This is a genomic window from Rhizobium sp. RAF56, assembly GCF_052113965.1.
In the GTDB taxonomy this organism is placed as follows: Bacteria; Pseudomonadota; Alphaproteobacteria; order Rhizobiales; family Rhizobiaceae; genus Rhizobium.
Genome location: NZ_JBFRDU010000017.1, coordinates 26,769 through 43,107, shown reverse-complemented (window position 1 = coordinate 43,107; position 16,339 = coordinate 26,769). Strand labels below are relative to the sequence as shown.

18 protein-coding genes are annotated in these 16,339 nt (G+C 61.2%); 2 read left to right on the top strand and 16 right to left on the bottom strand.

Features of this window, described 5'->3' with window-relative positions:
* Nucleotide 1: 1 nt before the first annotated feature.
* From pqqE to AB4048_RS16000, 8 genes are all read right to left on the bottom strand, one after another.
* Nucleotides 2-1,132, bottom strand: coding sequence for a pyrroloquinoline quinone biosynthesis protein PqqE (gene pqqE / locus AB4048_RS16035; protein ID WP_442202968.1), 1,131 nt, complete (start codon nt 1,130-1,132; stop codon nt 2-4).
* Nucleotides 1,102-1,398 (bottom strand): pyrroloquinoline quinone biosynthesis peptide chaperone PqqD, encoded by a 297-nt coding sequence (gene pqqD / locus AB4048_RS16030; RefSeq protein WP_442202967.1) that lies wholly within the window; start codon nt 1,396-1,398, stop codon nt 1,102-1,104. The genes pqqE and pqqD overlap by 31 nt, the downstream gene beginning before the upstream one ends.
* Nucleotides 1,395-2,153 carry a pyrroloquinoline-quinone synthase PqqC gene (gene pqqC, locus AB4048_RS16025; RefSeq protein WP_442202966.1) on the bottom strand — a complete coding sequence of 253 codons (759 nt, stop codon included), beginning with the start codon at nt 2,151-2,153 and terminating at the stop codon, nt 1,395-1,397. The genes pqqD and pqqC overlap by 4 nt, the downstream gene beginning before the upstream one ends.
* Nucleotides 2,150-3,088: a pyrroloquinoline quinone biosynthesis protein PqqB gene (gene pqqB, locus AB4048_RS16020; RefSeq protein ID WP_442202965.1), complete on the bottom strand. Its 939-nt coding sequence runs from the start codon at nt 3,086-3,088 to the stop codon at nt 2,150-2,152. The genes pqqC and pqqB overlap by 4 nt, the downstream gene beginning before the upstream one ends.
* A gap of 66 nt (nt 3,089-3,154) precedes the next feature.
* On the bottom strand, nt 3,155-3,250 hold the full coding sequence (locus tag AB4048_RS16015; RefSeq protein WP_442202964.1) for a pyrroloquinoline quinone precursor peptide PqqA: 96 nt from the start codon (nt 3,248-3,250) through the stop codon (nt 3,155-3,157).
* A 247-nt stretch (nt 3,251-3,497) separates the two neighbouring features.
* Nucleotides 3,498-4,358 carry a substrate-binding domain-containing protein gene (locus AB4048_RS16010; protein WP_442202963.1) on the bottom strand — a complete coding sequence of 287 codons (861 nt, stop codon included), beginning with the start codon at nt 4,356-4,358 and terminating at the stop codon, nt 3,498-3,500.
* A 4-nt stretch (nt 4,359-4,362) separates the two neighbouring features.
* A complete protein-coding gene (locus AB4048_RS16005) occupies nt 4,363-4,905 on the bottom strand; it encodes a c-type cytochrome, methanol metabolism-related (RefSeq protein ID WP_442202962.1) in 543 nt (180 codons plus the stop codon).
* 178 nt (nt 4,906-5,083) lie between these two features.
* The gene (locus AB4048_RS16000; protein ID WP_442203042.1) at nt 5,084-6,964 is read right to left on the bottom strand and encodes a methanol/ethanol family PQQ-dependent dehydrogenase; all 1,881 of its coding nucleotides are present in this window, start codon (nt 6,962-6,964) and stop codon (nt 5,084-5,086) included.
* Between the two features lie 450 nt (nt 6,965-7,414).
* Here AB4048_RS16000 and AB4048_RS15995 point away from each other — a divergent pair, with 450 nt between their 5' ends.
* Entirely contained in the window at nt 7,415-7,771 is a 357-nt protein-coding gene (locus tag AB4048_RS15995; RefSeq protein WP_442202961.1) for a hypothetical protein, read from the top strand.
* A 26-nt stretch (nt 7,772-7,797) separates the two neighbouring features.
* Here AB4048_RS15995 and AB4048_RS15990 read toward each other — a convergent pair whose 3' ends face one another.
* The 3 genes from AB4048_RS15990 to AB4048_RS15980 form a co-directional block, all read right to left on the bottom strand.
* Nucleotides 7,798-8,547, bottom strand: coding sequence for an ABC transporter ATP-binding protein (locus AB4048_RS15990; protein ID WP_442202960.1), 750 nt, complete (start codon nt 8,545-8,547; stop codon nt 7,798-7,800).
* Nucleotides 8,507-9,226: an ABC transporter permease gene (locus AB4048_RS15985; protein ID WP_442203041.1), complete on the bottom strand. Its 720-nt coding sequence runs from the start codon at nt 9,224-9,226 to the stop codon at nt 8,507-8,509. Before AB4048_RS15985 ends, AB4048_RS15990 begins: the two co-directional genes overlap by 41 nt.
* Nucleotides 9,227-9,321: 95 nt before the next feature.
* Nucleotides 9,322-10,299 carry an ABC transporter substrate-binding protein gene (locus AB4048_RS15980; protein WP_442202959.1) on the bottom strand — a complete coding sequence of 326 codons (978 nt, stop codon included), beginning with the start codon at nt 10,297-10,299 and terminating at the stop codon, nt 9,322-9,324.
* Between the two features lie 696 nt (nt 10,300-10,995).
* On the opposite strand from AB4048_RS15980, the gene AB4048_RS15975 reads away from it, so the two are divergent.
* Complete coding sequence (locus AB4048_RS15975; RefSeq protein WP_442202958.1) at nt 10,996-11,376, top strand: c-type cytochrome; 381 nt, start codon at nt 10,996-10,998, stop codon at nt 11,374-11,376.
* A 57-nt stretch (nt 11,377-11,433) separates the two neighbouring features.
* Here the strand turns inward: AB4048_RS15975 and AB4048_RS15970 are convergent, their stop codons facing one another.
* The 5 genes from AB4048_RS15970 to AB4048_RS15950 form a co-directional block, all read right to left on the bottom strand.
* The gene (locus AB4048_RS15970; RefSeq protein WP_442202957.1) at nt 11,434-12,246 is read right to left on the bottom strand and encodes a formylmethanofuran dehydrogenase subunit C; all 813 of its coding nucleotides are present in this window, start codon (nt 12,244-12,246) and stop codon (nt 11,434-11,436) included.
* Nucleotides 12,243-13,151 carry a formylmethanofuran--tetrahydromethanopterin N-formyltransferase gene (fhcD, locus tag AB4048_RS15965; RefSeq protein WP_442202956.1) on the bottom strand — a complete coding sequence of 303 codons (909 nt, stop codon included), beginning with the start codon at nt 13,149-13,151 and terminating at the stop codon, nt 12,243-12,245. The genes AB4048_RS15970 and fhcD overlap by 4 nt, the downstream gene beginning before the upstream one ends.
* On the bottom strand, nt 13,139-14,770 hold the full coding sequence (locus AB4048_RS15960; RefSeq protein WP_442202955.1) for a formylmethanofuran dehydrogenase subunit A: 1,632 nt from the start codon (nt 14,768-14,770) through the stop codon (nt 13,139-13,141). The genes fhcD and AB4048_RS15960 overlap by 13 nt, the downstream gene beginning before the upstream one ends.
* A complete protein-coding gene (locus AB4048_RS15955; protein WP_442202954.1) occupies nt 14,764-15,819 on the bottom strand; it encodes a tungsten formylmethanofuran dehydrogenase in 1,056 nt (351 codons plus the stop codon). The genes AB4048_RS15960 and AB4048_RS15955 overlap by 7 nt, the downstream gene beginning before the upstream one ends.
* 116 nt (nt 15,820-15,935) lie before the next feature.
* Nucleotides 15,936-16,328, bottom strand: coding sequence for a 4a-hydroxytetrahydrobiopterin dehydratase (locus AB4048_RS15950; RefSeq protein WP_442202953.1), 393 nt, complete (start codon nt 16,326-16,328; stop codon nt 15,936-15,938).
* Nucleotides 16,329-16,339 lie beyond the last annotated feature (11 nt).

Sequence of the window (16,339 nt, the reverse complement as noted above, 5' to 3'; positions counted from 1 at the left end):
ACTACGCCTGGCCGATGCGACGATAGCGAAAATTGTCCGGGTTGGAAGCAGCGACGTTCTGTGCCTCGGCGATCAGAGCCTCCATTCGGCTATGCAGGGGCGACTTGATGCAGGCAGGGTCGGTCGCGGCCGCATCGCCGGCAATCGCCATTGCCTGGCAACGGCAGCCGCCCCAGTCTATTTCCCGACGCTCGCAGGTCCGGCAAGGTTCCTGCATCCAGTCCTCGCCGCGGAAAGCATTGAAGGCGGGCGAATCCTGCCAGATCTCTGTCAAGCTCCGCTCTCCGAACCGCTCAAAGGAGAGCGACGGAATAGTGCCCGCGGCATGGCATGGCAGGGCCTTGCCGTCCGGGGCGATCATGAAGGCGTCGCGCGCCCACCCGCCCATGCATGGTTTCGGATACACCGCGAAATAGTCAGGCGCGACGAAGTCGATCGTTAGGATCCCCTGCAGCCGCTCCTGCGCCTCCTCGACGATCTCGACCTGGCGTTCCACCGCCTTGCGATCTGGCATCAACGCGTTGCGGTTAAGCAGCGCCCAACCGCCATATTGCACATTGGCGATTTCCAGGCGCTCAGCGCCGAGATCAAGTGCAAGATCGATGAAGTCAGGCACCTCCTCGATGTTGTGGCGGTGGATCGGCGCGTTGATTGTAAGCGGCAGGCCGATCTCCACCACCCGCCTTGCCGTCTCCAGCTTCCGTTCATGGGCGCCGCGATGGTTGCCGATCTTCTCGGTTGTCGCCGCATGTGCACCCTGGATGCTCAACTGCACGTGCTCAAGGCCCGCGTCGCGCAACAGCTCGATCCGCCCTTCGGCGATGCCGACGCCGGCGGTGATAAGATTGGTGTACACGCCTCGCCCTGATAGGCACCGGACGAATTCCTCGAGATCCGGCCGGATCGTCGGTTCGCCGCCGGACAAGTGCACTTGCAGCACACCGAGATCGGCCGCCTCCTCGAACAGCGCCAGCCATTCCTCGGTCGAAAGCTCCTTGTCCGCTTTTAGGAGCTCGAGCGGGTTGGAGCAGTAGACACATTGCAGAGGGCAGCGATGCGTCAATTCAGCCAGCATGCCGATCGGTGGCAGGAGAGCTTCATTCATAGCGTCACCAGAAATCGGTCGGACCATTCTTGCAGGAAAGTCTCGACATCGGGAGCGATATCCTCAGCCGGCGCATCGTATTGCCCGCCAAGTTCGTCGACGATCTCGACGACCGTGTGCCGCCCGTCACACAGTTTCAGGATATCAAGACTGACCTCGTCCGGCCAGAAGACCCGTTCCGGCGATAACAGCGCCCAGGCGCCGCGCACTGGATCGAAATGCAGCCGCGCGTGGCGCTTCAGATGCGGGCGCGATAGGTCCGAGAGGATCGCGCGCTGACGGTCGGCCCTCATGCTACCACCTCCGGAACGAAGGCGCCGGGCGGGATGCGACCACGCTCGCCATAGGCATGGTCGAGCGCGTCCAGCATCGCCCAGAGCACGTCACATTTGAAAACCAGAGCGTCGATGACTGCCTGCTGGGCCTTAGGCTCAGTCGCATGCTTCAGCACATAGGCTAGCGCGAATTCGGAATCCCGAGGCGCCTGCTTCAGCCGAGGCATGAAATAAGCAAGCGTCTCCTCGGTCACGTAGCTGTATCTCGCCAGCATGGCCGGCACGCGCTCCCCGATGATGACGGACGAAAACAGTTCCGTCAGGGAGGAGGCTACCGCTTCCAGCAGCGTTCGGTTCGAACAGAAGGAGATATAGGCGCCAACGGCAAAGCGAGTGCCCGGCAGTGCAAGCCGCTCGCTTTTGACAGCCGCCTCGTCAAGCCCGAGCCCGGTCGCCAGCTTGAGCCAGCGCGAAATGCCGCCGTCCCAGCCCGTGGTGCCATCGTGATCCTCGATGCGCCGGCGCCATTCGGCCCGGAACTCCGGATCCTCGGAGCGAGCGACGATCGTGGCGTCCTTTCGCGGGATCATTGCCTGGTAGCAATAGCGGTTTAACGCCCAGGCCTGGAGTTGTGCCTTTGTCATCTCACCCGCCACCATCCGGTGATGCAGCGGGTGGCGGTCATGGTAGCGCTCCGCCCCGACCTGCCGCAGCACGGCCTCGAGGGACTCGGCCGTCAATCCGTTCCGCGCCGCATCCGCAAACCCACTCATAGGGCGATCTCCATCCCGTCGTAACCGATCTCCCAACCATGAGCTCGTACGGCCGCGGTCTCGGGCGAATATTCGTCAAGGATCGGATTGGTGTTGTTGATATGGACATAGATGCGTCGCTCCGGCGCCACGCCGGCAAGCTGCGCCATGGAGCCTCCGGGGCCGGCGATGTGGAGATGGCCCATCCGGGCGCCGGTTTTTTCGCCGACGCCGGCCTGCCGCATTTCGTCGTCGATATAGACCGTACCGTCGAACAAGAGACAGTCGGATGCAGCGATCCGTTCCTTCAGGTCAGCGTCGATGGCGGCACAACCGGGAACGTAAAGCGCCGAACTCCCGTGCCCCTCCTGCACAATGCGCAGGCCGATCGTATCGCCTTCCCTCGTGCCAAATCCCTCGCCCGCCTTGCGGGCGTCCTCCAGGAAGAGCGCGATCTTGCCCGGAACGGCAAAGGCCTCGACGGAAATTGACGTCGGTCTGCCCTGCCAATCCGTGATCGGGGTGGGGACGCTAAGCGCAAGCTCACGACGCACCACCAGCGCTTCGTCGAGAACATTGAAAATGCTGTTGGCCGCGATTACGTCGAGTACCCGGGCTGTTGCGTAGATGGCGAAGGGGTGCCTTTCACGCAGGCTGAGAAGCCCGGCAATGTGATCGACATCCGCGTTGGTCAGAATGATCGCCCCGATAGGAGAAGCACGCAGTGGCCCGTTGCTTTGAGGCTGCAACTCGGCCGTCGCGGCTATCTGTTCGCGAATATCTGGCGACGCGTTCAAAAGGATCCAGCAGGCATCGTCCGCCGAGACGGCCAGACTGGATTGAGTGCGCGACTTAAAGCCCTCCTCGCCGTTGCGGACGGCGCGGCTCAGCCGATGATTGCAATTCCATTGGGGGAATCCCCCTCCTGCCGCGGAGCCGAGGACCTTCAGACGCATATGCCGACACTTCCTCCCCACGGTAGCCGCCCCATGCGTGCACCGCACGGGGCGGTTCCATGGTCTTTATTTCTTTGCCTTGAGTTCGGCGGAACGGTAGCGTGACATTTCCATTCCGACGCAAACCGTGCACATCGTCGGCTTTTTCCAGGTTTTCTTCATGCGTTACTCCTCCTTTGCTCGCGTCTGAGATCACCATCTGATCCCCTTCCGACCCTCACGCCGATCGGCGCCGGACCGGAAACTCGATAGATCATGCCGCGTCTTCAATCACTTGCGACTATTGATCCAACATCGCTAAAGTATACCACAAAACAGAATTATATTCCAACGCGCATGCCTTCTTTGAACCTTTGTCCTGCTTCAGCACCATTCTTGCCACAACAAAATGCCAAGGATAGCGACGCCGCTATTGGCCGATCTGTTTTCCTGCTTCGTCTATGAGCGGCACTCGATAGTCCGTCAGGATCCGATTGATCTCCGCCTGGTTCTCGCTGATGACCTTGTTCAGTGTGCGCTTCCATTCCTGATCAGAGGGCCGCACGCCCATGGTGATGCGATAGATCATATGGCCGCCCTTCTCCTTCAACAGCGGCACGACGACGAAGGTCGGATCGACCTCACGGGCGTAGTAGCCGGCCATCGGGCCCCAAAGGATCGCAGCATCAATGACGTCGCTCTTCAGATCCTTCAGCATCACTTCGGCCATGGACGGCGCCTCGCGCGTATCCACCATCAGCGGGTAGGTCTTGGCATTGCCGATCAGGTTGGCCCTCGCCATGTTGGAACTCGGAGGGGTTCCCGCGACAATGCCGATCCGCTTGCTTGCAAGCTTCGGATCCTCGATCGTCTCCACCCCGTCGAGGCCGCCGCCTTTCTTGAAGACCAGAACATAGCTCGAGCGATAATAGGCATTGGTGTTCTGCACCAGTTCGTCACCCTGGGCATAGCCCATGATGATGTCGCACCGGTTGGCTCTGAGCGTATTCCGCACGAAGCCCGTCGTCATCGGATACCAGGTATAGGCGACCGACTTGCGACCGGTCTTGGCCGCCACGAACTCGGCGAGCTTGTTTTCGAAGCCTCCGCCGTCCTTGTCGGAAAACGGCATGTCGGATGGGTCGCCACAGACCCGCAATATATCGGGATCCACCAACTCGCCCGACGCGCCGAGGCCAGCACCCTGCGCCAGGATCGCCGTCGGCGTCGCGGCAAGGATGACAGCAACGGCGACTACGTGTCGAAGATGGCCGGCCTTGAGCGGGGGCATAAGCTCAATTCCCCATGCACTGGGTTTCATGGTCCTTGGCGGATTGCGGCTTGTCCGCTTTCTTCGGCGGCCTTCCACGAGGGATTGCGTCGACAGCACGCGCCCGCAGGTAGATGTAGAGATCGTCCATGTAGCAATAGACGTTCTTGTTGTCGCCGAAGGCCGGCATGACGTTTTCCTTGCCAGCGCCGACATTTTTGCGGCCCTCGGCGACGATCGACAGGAACGTGCCGTAATCGATCGTCTTCAGCGAGTCCGCAAGCGCCGGAGCGTAGCTGGATCCCACGCCGTCCGGTCCGTGACAGACGTGACAGTCCGAATGATAGCGGCGGTAGCCGCTGAAGGTGTACCAGTCCACCGTACCGTCGTCCTGGATCTTGAAGGTTGGATTTCCGTCCGCATCGAGAAACTTGCCGTCCTGTTCGGTGACGGCGGCTGCCTTTTGCTTGTCGTCAGCTCCAAGCGCGATACTGGGAGCGATGCCGGAACTCGTGAAACTCATAAGAAGACTGATAGAAGCAACCGAAACGAATTTGCGAACTGACATTCCTACCTCTTTCTGATTTCGCCACGGACACAGCTTTGCTGTCGCGATGCGGCGGTGACAGGTGAGTTGTGGATTTCACAGCGAAATCGAGGGCCCGACCGGGGGTGCCCGAAATCCGGGCCCTCGTTACTTCAACCTGCCTCCTAAATGAGGCGGGCTCGCCTATGGTTCCCGAGAATTAATTCGGAAGACCGAAGACGGTGAGCTGACCACCGAGCGTGGTGAAGTCAGCAAGTGCGGCATAGCCGCCGACGGCGCCCAGCCCCGCAGTACCGACCACTTGAGCTTCGTCGCCCTGCGCGCGGCCTTGGTCGACCGCTCCGTGCCACTTCGCCGCATTGTCCGGCGAGAGCAGCCCGCCCGCAAGGCCGATACCTGCCCAGCCACCGACACCTGAGAGCACGGCGATATATTGCTTGCCCTTATGCTCGAAGGTGTTGATGTTGCCGATGATGCCGGACGGGGTCTTGAACTTGTAGAGTTCCTTGCCGTCCTTATCGACCGCCTTGATGTAGCCTTCCAGCGTTCCGTAGAAGATCACGTCGCCGTCCGTGGACAATGCGCCGGACCATACGGAAAACTGCTCGGGCTTCGACCAGACGATGTCACCCTTGGCAGCATCCCAGGCGATGAAGTTGCCCATGCCACCATGGCTGCCCGGGGCCGGATACATCGACACTGTTGCGCCGACATAGGGCTGACCCGCGGTGTAGCTGACCTTATAAGGCTCGTAGTCCATGCAGACATGGTTGGTCGGCACGTAGAAGAGACCGGTTTTCGGCGAATAGGTCGCCGGTTGCTGGTCCTTGGTGCCGAGCGCCGCTGGGCACACACCCGTCGAGTTGGTGTCCTCGCCGTTCTGCTGGGTCGAATACTTGGCAACGACCTGCGGACGACCATACTCCTTGCTCTTCGGATCCATGACGACTTCCGTCGCCCAGTTCACTGCCGGATCGTACTTCTTGGCTACCAGCAGGTCGCCGGACACCCGGTCGAGCGTATAGGCGAAGCCGTTGCGGTCAAAGTGGACCAGAACGTCGTGCGCCTTGCCGTCGACCTTCATGCCGTCAACAAGGATCATCTCGTTGACGCCGTCGAAGTCCCATTCGTCATGGGGCGTCATTTGGTAGACCCACTTGGCCACGCCGGTGTCGGCGTCTCGGGCGAAGATGGTCATCGACCAGCGATTGTCGCCGGGCCGTTGAACAGGGTTCCACGTGGAGGGGTTGCCTGATCCGTAGTAGATAAGGTTCAGCTTCGGATCATAGGAGTACCAGCCCCAGGTCGCGCCACCGCCCTGCTTCCACTGCTCGCCTTGCCAGGTGTTGAGACCCGAATCGGGGCCGACCGGCTTGCCGAGATGGGTCGTCTTTGCGGGATCGATCAAAGTGTCCTTGTCGGGACCCATCGAATAGGCGCGCCAGGCGATCGAGCCGTCCTTCAGATTGTAGGCAGTGATATGGCCGCGTACGCCATACTCGCCACCCGAAATGCCGATCAGGACCTTGTCCTTGACGACCATCGGCGCGTTGGTTCCACTTTCACCCTTGCCGCCGTCGGTATTGTCGCCGTTCTTCACGGACCAGGCGACCTTACCGGTCTTAGCGTCAAGCGCCGTAACCGTCGTGTCGGCCTGATTGAGGATGATCTTGCCGTCACCGTACGCGACGCCACGGTTGACCGTGTCGCAGCACATGATCGGAATGACGTTGGTGTTCTGCTTGGGCTCGTACTTCCAGACGATCCTGCCGTCATTGTTGAGGTCGAGCGCATAGACGATGTTCGGGAACGGCGTATGGACATACATCATGTCGCCGATCACCAGTGGTCCACCCTCATGGCCGCGTAGCACGCCCGTCGAGAACGTCCACTTGACCTGAAGGTTTTTCACATTGTCTTTGGTGATTTGGTTGAGCTTGGAGTAACGGGTGTTTGCATAGTCGCCCGTTGGGATAGCCCAGTTCTTAGAATCGGAAATCAACTTCTGCAAATCGTCGTTGGCAAGCACTCCTCCCGCCAAGGACAAAGTCGCGACGGCTGCCGCGAATGCAACTTTCATCAAGCTTGCACGTACACGCATTTTTATCCTCCCTAAGTTCGCACAGATGACCTGAAATTCGTGGCGTCGCCTGCCTCCTACAGGAGCCCGCGTCATCAGTTCAGCGTATGGGAAGTATTTCCGGCAGCGTGTCACGACCTAAGCCAGGCATGCGGAGGGCACCGTTACCGCCCGCCCGCTTGGCCTACGAAGACTGTCACCACTCCCTTGACGGTAACGTCCTTGAAGCCGGAAACAAACGAACCATAAGAGATAGAATTGTTTTTCGCAAGCACGTTTCCACTTAATATTCGCTGCGGCGCGAGATTAGTATTGTGCAGCGCAGCATTAATATACTAACGGCCTATTCATGGAATACTTGATACACCCTACGCTTCTAAACTATACTCAAACGAAATCTTACATTGCCGAATTCCCGTAAGGCGAGCGAGTTCACCGTAAGGAAAGATCATGGCTGCGTTCACCAGATTTCCGGTCGCGCTAATCGCGGCAGCGGGCATGATGGCAGTTGTTGCGGCTCCGGCGGCAGCAATAACGAGCTATCCGACCAACGTCGTCGCTGAATACGTCTATGCCTGCATGAAGGCTAACGGCGAAAATCGCAGCAGTCTCGACCAATGCTCCTGCTCGATCGACGTCATCGAATCGATCGTTCCCTACGAGCGCTACGAGGCCGCTTCCACCTTCCGGGCGATGGGGCTCGTCCCCGGTGAAAACGGCGCCCTGTTTCGCGAAAGCGCTCCGGCCAAAGCCGCGATCGGCGAACTGAGACGGGCCCAGGCCGAGGCGGACGTGCGCTGCTTCTGAGAGCTGTGTGTCTCCCCTCAACGGGGTCAGACCTGATCGGGAAATTTCTGGCGGAACGAGCGCAGCAAGTCGCTCAGGACTTGCACTTTCCGTGCCTGGCGAGGAATGCGCACCAGAAAGGTGCCAACGACATGCGCGGGTCGCGGCGACATGACGACGATGCGGTCGGCAAGCAGCATCGCCTCTTCCAGATTGTGCGTCACCATCACCACCGTCGTCGGATGCTCGGTCCATATATCCAGAAGCAGGAAGCGAAGCTGCCGTGCCGTCGCTTCGTCCAGCGAGACAAAGGGTTCGTCGAGGATCAGGAGGTCGGGTTCGACAGCGAGCGCCCTTGCGAGCGCCGCGCGGCGCGCGAGGCCCAACGAGAGCTCGCCGGGATAGAAGGCGCGCATGCTTGACAGCCCCAGCGCGTCGAACAGCCAGTCGAGGTTCTTGCCGCGCAACTCCTTTGGTACGGCGAGCCGCACATTTTCTTCGACGGTGCGCCAGGGCAGCAGTACCGGCTCCTGAAACATCATGCCGATACGCGGGGCCTTGCGGCCCGGCAGCCTGATGCTCCCTTGAAACGCATGGTCCAGCCCAAGAATCAGCCGCAGCACCGTCGTCTTGCCACAGCCGGAGGGACCAACCAGGCAGACGAATTCGTTCTGCTCGACCGCGAAGTTGAGGTCGTGCAGGACATCAATGCTGCCGCCCTTGGACGAATTGAAGGCCTTGTGCCGGACGGCGATTTCAAGCCGCGCGTCGGCGCCAGCGGGTTGATGTGTATTCAAGGGGCTGCACCAGAAGGAACTCGATGACAAGCATGACGCATACGAAGGCCAGCGTATAGGCCAGGATGGAGGCTACGTCGAAAAGCTGGAAATAGAGGCTGATCTGGAAACCGACGCCGTTCGACCGGCCGAGAAGCTCGACGACGAGCACGATCTTCCAGATCAGCGAAATGCCGGAGCGGGAGGCGGCTGCCAGATAGGGCTGAAGCTGCGGCAGGAGCACATGACGCAGCCGGGCCAGCACATCGAACCGATACACCTTCGCCACCTCGCCGAAGCGCGGGTCGAGCGCGCGTGCTCCCTCCCTCATCGTGACGATCACGTTCGGGATCTTGTTGAATGCGACCGCGCCGATTGCCGCCGCCTCGTTCAGCCCGAACCAGATATAGGCGAGAACGATTATGACGAGCGCGGGAACGTTGAGCGACAAGATCACCCAGGGGTCGAGGAACCTGTCGGCGCGCGGATGGCTTCCGAGGAAAATGCCGATCGCCGAACCCACGATCATGGCGAGCGCGAAAGCGGCGACGACGCGGCAGAGCGTTATCCCTAGGTGATAGGGGATTTCGCCGTTGCCGATCTCGCGAAACATGACGCGCAGCACGTCGAGCGGCGGCGGGAACGCGCGGCTCGGCCAGATCGTCGCGGCCAATTGCCAAACGAGCGCTAGCACCAGCATAGAGACCAGGACCGTTAACACCGGCGCGAGATTGTAAGCCCACCGGACAAACCTGCGCGCGCGGTTTTCGGATGCCGTGCCGAGAAAGACCGAACTCACCTACCCTCCCTCCAGAACGTTCCAGGCGCCAGTTCCTTTGCAGGGCCGACGAGCCGCTCGCCGCCGACTGCCGCCAGCACCGCGTAGATAGCCGCCGCGTCCTTTTCCGCCTCTTCGCGCGGGCGCTTCGGAATGCCTTCGCGATAACGGTCGCGCATGACCTTTTGTTCGTCCTCTTCCCCGCGGACGAGCGGCGCAAGCGCTGCCCATTCCTCGTCGGAGCGCTCGAGGATGGCCTTGGCTTCCGCGCTGGCCCTTACGAAACCGTCGATAGCGGCTGGATGGGCCTCGGCCCAGGACTGGTGGAAAACAAATCCGAGTGCTGTGATCGGCCCCGAAGCGCCGAGGGCGGCGGCGGCCTCCTGCCCACTCACCAGCCGGCGAAAACCCTTCGCCTCCAGCCGCGCGCCGTAGTTCCAGAAGTCGAGCACCGCGTCGAGTTCGCCCTGCTGCGCCTTTTCCGCAAGCAGGGGCGGTGCGCCGTAGACGATTGTGTTGGCTGCCGCCAGATCCGTGGAATAGGCCTTCGTCGCCATCGCCTGGATCATCAGCCAGTTCTTGTCGAGCGGCCCGCCGGCAACGCCGAGTGTTTTGCCCGCAAGGTCGCCAAGGCTTGCGATCGGCGAGCCGGGCGGCACCATCACGGCACCCACCGCCGTCGAATAGGGCACAAAGGTGAGGTCCATTCCGCTTGCGCGCTGGCGCGAGACCCAAAGCCAGTCGGAAACGATCATGTCGACGGCGCCTGCCATTAATGCGACGTCTGTCGCGTTCTCGTTGGCGAAGGCCTGCACATCCAGGATGATTGCGTATTTCTCATCGAGCTTGTGGCGCCTGATGGTGTCGAGCTCCCAGGCCACCGTGCCAAACTTGAGAACGCCAATACGAACGGTTTCCGCAGCGACCGTCTGCGAGAACAGTAACGCCAGCAGCACCAGCGCGACCGTGAACGACCGGCCTATCGATCCTCCCAAAAAACCGTCCTCCCAAACGCCTTTAGAGTGGTGGCCTCCGTCTTCCCGAAGCGGTCCGACGGCCTTCCAGAACCGCTTTCGACTTCTTCCGGGCCTTTCCTTCGTTGCTCCGGGCCGTCACACGCGCTTCGTCGGATATTCGCACCGCCATCGCACCACCCGCAAATTCGGGTGTTGCTCCGACCATTTCGCAATTTCCGGAGGCGCCTGGAACATGCAAGCTATCAGGTTTCCGGTATCCTCGAATTGAAGATACTCTTCGCGGCATGACGAAGGCGCGTTCGCAAGACAGATAGTCAGTACAAGTTCGATAAGAGGCATGTCGCACCTTCCGGGCGACGGCGCTACGCCGTCGCCGCGCCTGCACGGCCGAGCGGCCGACCGCATACAAATCGCAGCTTCTCCCGGTGCCTGGGAAAATATTGGGTTGAGGGTAGGAGCATCCCGCCGCTGCGTCAATCGCAACTTCTGTGCACCCGTAGCTTCCGGATGGACCACGGTTTGCGCCTTCTGACGCCCGCATCAAAGCCGTTGACTTCCATTCGTCGACAGGTAACTTTTCCAAATGGGCTTCGAAATTGCGCCCGTCGCGAGAATAGTATCGAGGCCCGAAGCGGCAGTGCCGGTGGAGGAATGACGGCACTGCCTTCGTCAAAGGGCACCCTTGGCGAATGAGGAAATATCATGAAATATCCGATGCTTCTGATCGCCGCGTCAGTTGCGGTCTTTTCTGCCTGCGAGGCAATTGCCCAAGAGGGGGATGCCACCGCAGGCGCCACGATCTTCAACAAATGCAAGATTTGTCATAACGCCGACACCGACCAGAACAAGGTCGGCCCATCGCTCAATGGCGTGATCGGGCGCGTGGCCGGCACCCATCCGGGCTTTGCCTACTCGAAGGCGATGACCGACGCGGGCAAAGCGGGCCTCCAGTGGGACGAGGCGACGCTCCGCGACTATCTCCATGACCCGAAGGCCAAAGTGAAGGGCACCAAGATGGCCTTCCCGGGCCTGAAGGACGATGCCCAGATTACCAATCTCCTCGCCTATCTGGAGCAATACTCCAAAAAGCCATGATGGAGGTGGCCGTCGGTTCGCCGACGGCTGTCACTCGTCCGTGGGCTCCCGAAGCTTTCAGCCGCGCGCAAACATGATCTCGCCTTTGCCGAGCACTGCGTTATCGCCGCCGAAGCGGAAGGGTTTCGGCCCGAGCAGCGGCCGGTCAAGGATATTGTCGGCGATCAGATAACGGTCGAACAGGACAGGAAATGCGATTTCGACACGGCCGCATTCGACGAAGGTCGGCGAAAGCTGAGCTGGCCTGCGGGAAAACAATAGCGAGCCGCGCCTCATCAGATGCCCCGGATAGAGTCCGGCGCGGCCAGAAACCACGATCGTGCCGGCGATCATGCCGAGACCGGCATAGTCGCCGCAGCCCTTGAGAAGCGCAAGCACGCCGCGCCGCATTCGCTCGCCGGGACGGTTGCCAGCCTTGCCGCGAACGACGATGACGCCGCCGGCCATGCCATGGACCTCCCCCGCCATCGGGCCGCCGACGCCATCGCCGGCATCGCCGGCAATCTCGATGCGGCCGTTCTTCATACCCGTGCCGGCCTGCACGCCGGCGCTGCCCCCAATCAAGAGCAGGCCGCCGGCCATTCGCCGTCCGGCTCTGGCGCCGACGTCGCCGTCGACGCGGATCCGCCCGATCGTCATCTCGGCACCGAGGAGATCAAATCGCCTGCTGCCTCCCGAAAAAACGATACTGGAGGCATCCGTGCCGGTGACTTTGAATATGTCCCCGACGGCCGCGGGAAACCGGCTAGTCCCGATCGGCAACCTGCCGATCTCGGTCACCGACATGCCGCCTAGCCTGTCCGGAGTGAGGCTGGAGAGATCCAGGCGTTCCGCCGGCTCGGCGCGCAACGTGAAGGTCAGCGGCTTCATGGCAGGAGATCCTTCAGGTGATAGTGGAACTTGCCGAGTTTGCCGCCGTAGTTTCCGGCGCTGACGCGCAATGCGCCACGTTTCGGCCCGAGATCGATGACGGCCTTCAACCCAGCGCGCATGGCGGCCGCTACCGCGTCGCTCGTTTCCCCATCGATGACGATTTCCAAGACCGCGTTGACGTTGGCATCAAGCGCGGTATTGACGACGCCGCGCAGCGTCGGCGCATAGGCGTCGTTGGTCGAGGCAATCACGCCCTTGTACTTGGCACCGATCTTGGAGCCGGACCGCACGATCCCACCCGGAAACGGCATGATGGTACCGGGAACCTTGCCGATCGCCGCGACAACAGATTCGGCCGCCGTGAGCGCCTTTTTCGCGTCTGCCGCCAGCAAGAGCAGGTTACCGCCCCCGACCGCCTCCTTCGTCATGCCCGTTTTAGCTTCGCAGAGGAATTCACCATCCATGACAGGCACGCGCCAATAGTGCCTGCCGCCGAACTTCTTGGAAATCTGCCATCCGTCACCGAAATAACGTATTGACGAGCCGAGATCGAGGGAGAAGCTGCCATCCATTCCCGCGAAGCAGGCGCTGCCTGGCGACGTCAGCACACATTGGCCGAGCCGGGTTTTCAATTGCTTCTGAAGCTCGTCCGTTGAGACCGCGAAGATCATGACGCGGCAACCCGGGCGCCCGTCTGGAGTTTTCGTCGGGGGAAGGTCGACGTCGATCGCCGCCTCGCAGCCGCAGCCGATGACCGAGGTGGCGAAGCCCGTCATGGTGATCGCTGCCTGGCGCGCCCATTTCAGGTTCGGTGCGGTGATAATGATCGCCGTCGCGCGCATGCCGAACGCCTCCGCGAAGGTGTCGTCAATTGCGATGCCATTTCGGATCAACGCCTGCATGCGACCTCCGAGAATGGGTTTGGGCGGGCGATCGCGGAATCCGGGAAGGTGAACCAGTCGAGCGACAGACCGTAACGATCTTCGTGGTAAGCCTGCATGCGCTTGATCATGGCCTTGTCGGCGGGCGGATCGAGGCGCAGCGTCTTTCCCCAGCGATAGTTCGTCACCGCGCCGTTCTCGACGACGAGATCGCCGTCCTTGAACACCAGTGCGGCATCGCGGAACATGGCCTGCAGGTTCGCGCCCTTGCGGTAGACCGCGACGTCGGCAATCGCACCGGCGCCGAGATGGCCGCGATCGGCAAGCCCGAGCAGCTTTGCCGGTGCGCCGCGCGTCATGACCGCGATCTCTTCCATCGTATATTCGCGCGAGATGGAGGAAAGCGTCGTCAGTTCCAGAGCCGTCGCGTCCAGTTCGGCCATCTTCTCCGCGCGGGCATCGCGCCGCATCAGCAGTTCGAATAGTTCAGGATAGGCGGTGAATGGCGCGCCGTTTGGGTGATCGGTCGTAAAGAAGACCCTCCACGGGTCGGTGATGAGTAGAAAAAGCTCCAGCCCCACCGCCCATTGCAGTGAGCCGGAATAGTCCTTGCGGTATTTATAGGGCACTATGCCACCGCCGTTGCCGTCCCCGTCGATGATGATCGACTTGCGGGGATTGGCCGTCTTCATACCGGAAAATTGACGTATCACATCGGACGAGATGGTCACCGTCTGCCCGAACATGACCTGACCGACGTCGATGGTCACGTCCGGGTTGCCGTTGACGAGTTCGGCAAGGCGGGCGGCTTGCGAAGAAAAGCCGCGCTTGCCCTCCGTGCCGTAGCCGTAGAACTGGAGATGCGCGAGGTGAAGCGGTTGGCCCTCCGTCGCTCGAATAGTCTCCTCCGCCGTTACCGCGTTGCCGGCAATGCCGAGGTTGTTGCAATGGACGTGCAGCGGATGGGGAATTCCAAGACGCCCGACGGAGGCCTGCAGCGTCTTGACAATCCTGCGCGAACTGACGCCGTAGGAAGGCACGACATCGTCGAAGGAAAAAGCGCGGACGTTTTCCTTGAAGGCGGCTGCCGCGCCGGCATTGATGACCTTGACGCCGAGCCCCCGCGACATCGACACCGTCCAGGCTACGTAGTCGTCGATCATCGCGGTCGAAGCATTGTCGCGGATCATCGACAGCAGGAAATCGTCGTTGCCGAGGATCGCCAACGTCGCACGATCGATGATCGGAATGTCAGCAAGTTCCAGATGGGTGTGGAGTGCGCTCGACGGCGACATGGCCGGCTCCACCACGGTGGTGAAACCCATCCCTGCATAGAGGCAGCCGGTGCTGAAGGTCGACCATCCGGCATTCGAAAGCGGCGTATGCGCCGGCCGCTCCAGATGAGCGGCATGCTGTTCTGGCAAAAGCAGACGTGCCGTGTTCACGTTGCCGCCACCAATATGGGAATGGATGTCGATGGCGCCCGCAAGCACGTAGCAGTCCGAAACGTCAAAGGTCTTATCGGCCTGCTTCGAGAGCGGCTTTTCGACGATGATGCCGTCCTTGATCCAGACGTCGCCTTTTCCGGCCACAGCATTGACCGGATCCAGGACATCCCCCCCTGCCAGACGGATCAACATGGCACCACATCCTCGCCCGGGAGCGCCCGCCCAAGTTCGGTGACGATTGTCGAAACGCTCGGAAGATTAGAGGCAACCTCGGCCGCGACCGATCGTAGCGTGCCGATCCGGCTTGAATAGACCACGCCGTCATGATCGAGCCCTGCCCGACCGATGCGGATGGCGACCGCGGCGCCGGCGATCGGGCGCTCGCCCCTCGCAAGGGCTATCAGCGGCGGGCCGCGGCGCTCCCGCGGACGAGCATCGTCGCGTTCGGAGACCCAGAGATGCAGGTCCGCCTCTTTTTCGGCGATCATCCGGTCGATGTCGCAAAGCCAGGGGTCGTAGACCGGAGCGCCGGTTGAAAAGCCCGTGCGCGGCGGAAAACCCGTCATCCAGGTCGAGGCCAGCACCATGCCCCATGCGTCGTTGTCAAAGGGCAGAAACAGCGCAGTGGCGCGCTGCGTGCGGTTGAGATCGGTAAGAATGCCTTGCAGCATCGCCAGAGTAGTCGCATCGCCGAGACGCGAGAAAACAAAGACTGGAAAGTTCGCCTTGGCGATCGCGGCCGCGAGAACGTCCATATTCGCGATTTCGCGGGTCGCCCGTCTCGACGCCAGCGCGGCACGAAAGATGCCGAGCACCACATCAATCGGCAAATCGGGTGAACCGGCCTCGACCGCCTTCATCCGCCGCGGCAACGCGCCGTCGGCGGCGCCCTCCCTGCCCCTGATCTGGTACCAGCGACGCGTGCTACGGCGCGGCAGATCCGGCTCCGAGTCGGCAAGCGACAAGATCAGTTCGCCGTGTTCGGCAGGCATCTCGCCGACGAGAACGATCAGGTCCGCGCGGCGCCGCGCTTCGGTCGCGGTGGTAAAGAAGCCGCCAATATCCGTGTGAAGCGCGACCTCGTGAACGAGTTCGCGGCCATTGACGTGATCGTATGTCGCCCCGACGCGCTCAGCCAGCGCAATCAGACTGCGGCATCCATGTACATCCGATTCGAGGGAAAACACCGGGCAGCGGCTCTTGGCCAGAAGCTTTGCCGCCTCCTGGATTGCTGCCTGCAACGGGACCGTTCGCCCTCCGACCCATGCAACCATTACGTTCCGAGACTTTCTGGTGCCGACCCGAATTTAGGCGCTCTTCGCCGAATTTGGAAGTCCGGCTGGCAAAAATTGCGAGTTCAGTCGTCGTATTTCAGATAGGCGAATCGTGGGTCCGCATTCGGCGTTCCCTCCAGCGCACCGCCGTCCGTGCCGGGCTGCCACTGGACAACCTCCTCGATCTTGCGAGCGAGTTCGAAGTCCTTGTCGGTCACGCCCTTGGCGGCATGGTTCATTAGCAAAACCTCTACCCAGGCGTAGGACGCCTTGAGGTCGGGATGGTGCCAGGCGGCTTCCGCAAGATGCCCCACCGTATTGATGAGCATCAACGTCGATTTCCAGCCGGGGGTCTTGTATTTGCGGCGAATCCAACCGTTTTCATAGCGCCAGTGCGGAAGCTCTGCCTTCAGTTTCGAGACGATTTCGTCTTCCGAATAGACGCGTTCGGGCTTGCGTTCCTTCCCTTCTGACATCGTGGATGCTC

What these genes read in the sequence shown, in the direction of transcription:
- AB4048_RS16010 (WP_442202963.1), bottom strand. Translation starts at nt 4,358, where the DNA reads ATGCCCCCGCTCAAGGCCGGCCATCTTCGACACGTAGTCGCCGTTGCT.
- pqqE (WP_442202968.1), bottom strand. Translation starts at nt 1,132, where the DNA reads ATGGTCCGACCGATTTCTGGTGACGCTATGAATGAAGCTCTCCTGCCA.
- AB4048_RS15985 (WP_442203041.1), bottom strand. Translation starts at nt 9,226, where the DNA reads ATGCTGGTGCTAGCGCTCGTTTGGCAATTGGCCGCGACGATCTGGCCG.
- AB4048_RS15995 (WP_442202961.1), top strand. Translation starts at nt 7,415, where the DNA reads ATGGCTGCGTTCACCAGATTTCCGGTCGCGCTAATCGCGGCAGCGGGC.
- pqqB (WP_442202965.1), bottom strand. Translation starts at nt 3,088, where the DNA reads ATGCGTCTGAAGGTCCTCGGCTCCGCGGCAGGAGGGGGATTCCCCCAA.
- AB4048_RS15960 (WP_442202955.1), bottom strand. Translation starts at nt 14,770, where the DNA reads ATGTTGATCCGTCTGGCAGGGGGGGATGTCCTGGATCCGGTCAATGCT.
- AB4048_RS15970 (WP_442202957.1), bottom strand. Translation starts at nt 12,246, where the DNA reads ATGAAGCCGCTGACCTTCACGTTGCGCGCCGAGCCGGCGGAACGCCTG.
- AB4048_RS16015 (WP_442202964.1), bottom strand. Translation starts at nt 3,250, where the DNA reads ATGAAGAAAACCTGGAAAAAGCCGACGATGTGCACGGTTTGCGTCGGA.
- pqqD (WP_442202967.1), bottom strand. Translation starts at nt 1,398, where the DNA reads ATGAGGGCCGACCGTCAGCGCGCGATCCTCTCGGACCTATCGCGCCCG.
- pqqC (WP_442202966.1), bottom strand. Translation starts at nt 2,153, where the DNA reads ATGAGTGGGTTTGCGGATGCGGCGCGGAACGGATTGACGGCCGAGTCC.
- AB4048_RS16000 (WP_442203042.1), bottom strand. Translation starts at nt 6,964, where the DNA reads ATGAAAGTTGCATTCGCGGCAGCCGTCGCGACTTTGTCCTTGGCGGGA.
- AB4048_RS16005 (WP_442202962.1), bottom strand. Translation starts at nt 4,905, where the DNA reads ATGTCAGTTCGCAAATTCGTTTCGGTTGCTTCTATCAGTCTTCTTATG.
- fhcD (WP_442202956.1), bottom strand. Translation starts at nt 13,151, where the DNA reads ATGCAGGCGTTGATCCGAAATGGCATCGCAATTGACGACACCTTCGCG.
- AB4048_RS15975 (WP_442202958.1), top strand. Translation starts at nt 10,996, where the DNA reads ATGCTTCTGATCGCCGCGTCAGTTGCGGTCTTTTCTGCCTGCGAGGCA.
- AB4048_RS15950 (WP_442202953.1), bottom strand. Translation starts at nt 16,328, where the DNA reads ATGTCAGAAGGGAAGGAACGCAAGCCCGAACGCGTCTATTCGGAAGAC.